Source organism: Sulfobacillus sp. TH-112, from assembly GCF_057473405.1.
This window is the reverse complement of sequence record NZ_JBYCKN010000106.1, coordinates 1-3,636: the sequence shown is the minus strand read 5'-3', so window position 1 is coordinate 3,636 and position 3,636 is coordinate 1. Positions and strand designations below refer to the sequence as shown.

Here is a 3,636-nt window from a genome sequence, read left to right as displayed (position 1 = left end):
TCCGCGTTGACGAGCTCTGGCTGTGACTCCAATTGGCTATTGACCCGAACGACGCGACCGCCCGCAGGACTATACAAATCAGACACCGATTTCACGGACTCTATGACACCGACAGCATCGCCGGCTTGTACAACTCGCCCAACCTCAGGCAACTCCACAAACACCACATCCCCTAGCGACTCTTGCGCATAATCGGTAATCCCGACCTGTCCCTCGGGCGAAATCCATTCATGGTCTTTGGTGTAATGATAATTTTTGGGATAGTCCATCACAAATCAACCTCCAGATTTGGTGTTATCGTTCTACGGTGCCGATCTTCGATAAAACGGGGTTTTGACCACGGTGGCATTCAGCATGCGCTGACGCACCTGAACCAAAAGCGGTTGGCCGACTTTGGCATATCCCGGATCCACCAAGGCTAGTGCGATGGCTTGGTTTAAGGTCGGTGATTTGGTTCCCGAGGTCACGGTGCCAATGATTGCTCCACCCAAGGCGGAATAAAGAGGATACCCATGACGGGCAATGCCTCCCCCAACCTCAATCCCGACCAGGCGCCGAGTCAGTCCATGCTCCTTCACTTGCACTAACGCCTCTCGCCCAATAAAGTCTCCTTTGTCCCACTTGACAAACATCCCGAGGCCCGCTTCCAAGGGATTGATGGTCGGCGCGAGTTCATGGTCATACAAGGGAAGTCGCGCTTCAAGACGTAAGGTGTCTCGAGCTCCCAGCCCCACCGGGCCAATCCCCAACTGACACAATTGTTGCCACACGTCCAGAGTACTTTGCCACGGTATGTACAATTCAAAACCATCTTCCCCGGTATAGCCCGTTCTCGACACCCACACTTCAACATCGTTCAGAGATCGATATGCCGCATGATAATAAGCAATACTGTCGAGATCTTCCACGAGATGTGCCAAAGCATGGGTCGCTTTGGGTCCTTGCACGGCAATGAGACCAATCTCGCGACTAGCATTTTTTAGTTGTACTTCAGGGAATCGCTCTTTTTGCCGACAAACCCACTCCCAGTCGCCCTCGGTATTGCCAGCATTCACGACCATCAAAAACTGGTCTTCGGTCACTCGATAGATTAAAAGATCATCGACGGTTCCACCGTCGGGGTAACACATTGGGGTATATAGCGCTTGCCCTAGCGAGAGTTCAGACGGATGGTTGGTCACCAAATAATCCAGGAATGCGCCCGATTGATCACCGCGAACCCAAAACTCTCCCATGTGACTAACGTCAAACATGCCTACGTTGTCCCGCACCATCCGATGCTCGGTCATAATTCCATCATACTCAATGGGCATCAAATAGCCGCCAAATTCCATGACCTTCGCCCGGTGCTGGCGATGCCATTCCGTAATCGGAGTCTCCTTCATTGAGGCATCCCTTCCCCTTCCTCTGAATGATAACCCGTTCAAGCATCCGAAACAATCCGAAGAGCCTCTAAGAGATCACGGCCTTGCACTGCACGATTTAACTGTGGGTGCCCCAACTCCTCCAACAACACCCAGGTTAAACTGCTCTGGCGCGCTTTTTTGTCGCGGTGCAGCTGTTGCCAAAGAGCATCAAACGACACCTCAGGGACGGTCGTCGGCATTCCCCATCGCACCATTGTCTCGCGTGTGGACTGCCGCACAGCGGAAGAGAGTCCCAGCTTAATCTCCGACAGAGCGAGGGCCACGAGGCTACCAATTCCGACCGCCTCGCCATGAGTCAACGTACCGTACCCCAACAAGTTTTCCAGTGCATGGCCGACGGTATGACCAAAATTAAGATACATGCGCGGGCCCGACTCGAACAGATCTTGATTTACCACATCAATTTTAATCTTGGCCGTTTGTCGGATGACGTCGCGCCACACCGCACTGACCTCACATCGCGTACCAGTACTAGCTGGTAATGACAACGTCATCATGGTCTCGTATAATGGGCCACCTTGAATGAGACCCGACTTTAAAATTTCTCCCACTCCCGCTTGCCACTCCCGAAGGGGTAATGTGGTGAGAAATTGTGGGTCTATCAGTACACAGTCTGGAAGATGGAATGCCCCCAGCAAATTCTTTCCGTAGGCCGTGTTCACCGCCACCTTGCCACCGATGGCGGCATCGACTTGTGCCAAAAGCGTGGTCGGGATGGCGATCCAACGAAGTCCCCGCAAGTAGGTTGCCGCCGCATAACCCACTAAGTCGGTGAGCACTCCTCCCCCAAAGGCCACAATCACACTATCTCTGGTGGTTTCTTGGCGTGCGAGCCATTCATACACCACCTGCAAGGTGTCGACGTGCTTTTGTGCTTCGGACACCTCTAACCGTAATGTCGCTAGAGGGTGGAAGTGGGACGCCATTCGCGACGTCCACTCTGCCAATCGCGCGTCTGCGATGAAAAGCAGCTTTCCTTCATAGGCTCCCAACTGCTCCGTCCAGTCATCCACAAAGGAAATTCGCGACTCACGGATATCCGTGGCGGTAATCAGATAGCTCGTTTCCCTAACGTCCATGACTCGTCCGTCCCTCTCCCTTCCACCAATGCATAATGCGCTGGGCAATCTCTTCTGGGGTGAAATGTTCCCCGTCGATGTGCAAATTGGCCATCCCTTCATACAATGAACGACGCTCGTGCGACCGGCGCTGAAAGTCGTCCCATCCTCTCGACGCCAGTGGCCGTTCTTGGTCCTGACATCGGGCATATAGGGTCTCATCTGTCCCGTCCAGCCATACGGTGTAAAAGTGAGACCTGATAAGTCTGCGATTCTCCTCTGAAAGCACCACGCCGCCGCCGGTCGAGAGCACCATCGACGATGGTCCAGACGAGAGGGCTGTCATAACGAGATCGCTCAAGTATTGGGATTCATATTGCCGAAATCCACTTTCACCATACGTCTTAAAAATATCTGCAATGGACAGACGCAGCCGCTCCACGATTAACGCATCAAGGTCCACCATCTCCCACTCCATGACATCCGCGAGAACCCGAGCGACCGTGGATTTGCCGCTACCCATCATTCCAATCAGGCTTATTCCTTTAAAAGTCTCGTGCATACTGTTGCCAAAGTTCTAGTCGTGGTCGAATTTCCTCAATGCTGTCGCCGCCGAATTTGTCCATGACGGCATCTGCTAACACATGCATCATCATCGCCTCGCCAATGACAACGGCCGCGGGCACAGCCGTAACATCAGATCGTTCTACCGTCGCAAGAAAGGGTTCCTTACTTTCAATGTCAAACGATCCCAAAGGCGACATGAGCGTCGAGAGCGGCTTCATACCTACTCGCACCCTTAATGGCATACCAGTGGTAATTCCCCCTTCAAGGCCTCCCGCCCGATTACTGCGTCGGCTAAATCCTTGCCCTTTTTCCCACCATATGGCGTCATGCACTGCCGATCCCTGATGCTCCGACTGGTCAAACCCTGTACCTACTTCAACAGCCTTCATTGCTGGGATAGACATAAACGCCCCCGCAAGACTGGCTTCTAAACGACGATGCCACTCCACATAACTCCCCAGTCCCACTGGTAGGCCGAACGCCACAATTTCAAAGGTTCCGCCCAGAGTATCTCCGGCTTCTTTGGCGGCATCAATAGCACGCATCATTTGCTCCGCCATGGCGGTGTCTACCACGCGGACGGG

5 protein-coding genes are annotated in these 3,636 nt (G+C 53.4%); all 5 read right to left on the bottom strand.

Annotated elements, in window-relative coordinates; genetic code table 11:
* A partial coding sequence (gene gcvH, locus ACOJWD_RS06875; protein ID WP_486992487.1) for a glycine cleavage system protein GcvH occupies positions 1-269 on the bottom strand: 269 nt, incomplete at its 3' end.
* Between the two features lie 33 nt (positions 270-302).
* Complete coding sequence (gene gcvT / locus ACOJWD_RS06870) at positions 303-1,385, bottom strand: glycine cleavage system aminomethyltransferase GcvT (RefSeq protein ID WP_486992486.1); 1,083 nt, start codon at positions 1,383-1,385, stop codon at positions 303-305.
* Between the two features lie 38 nt (positions 1,386-1,423).
* Entirely contained in the window at positions 1,424-2,506 is a 1,083-nt protein-coding gene (aroB, locus tag ACOJWD_RS06865; RefSeq protein ID WP_486992485.1) for a 3-dehydroquinate synthase, read from the bottom strand.
* Positions 2,496-3,047, bottom strand: a complete 552-nt coding sequence (locus ACOJWD_RS06860; protein ID WP_486992484.1) for a shikimate kinase — start codon at positions 3,045-3,047, stop codon at positions 2,496-2,498. The genes aroB and ACOJWD_RS06860 overlap by 11 nt, the downstream gene beginning before the upstream one ends.
* On the bottom strand, positions 3,031-3,636 hold a 606-nt coding region (locus tag ACOJWD_RS06855; protein ID WP_486992483.1), incomplete at its 5' end, for a chorismate synthase. The genes ACOJWD_RS06860 and ACOJWD_RS06855, both read right to left, overlap by 17 nt.

Bases quoted from the DNA above. Each gene is read 5' to 3' on its own strand.
- gcvT (WP_486992486.1), bottom strand. From the start codon at position 1,385: ATGAAGGAGACTCCGATTACGGAATGGCATCGCCAGCACCGGGCGAAG.
- aroB (WP_486992485.1), bottom strand. From the start codon at position 2,506: ATGGACGTTAGGGAAACGAGCTATCTGATTACCGCCACGGATATCCGT.
- ACOJWD_RS06860 (WP_486992484.1), bottom strand. From the start codon at position 3,047: ATGCACGAGACTTTTAAAGGAATAAGCCTGATTGGAATGATGGGTAGC.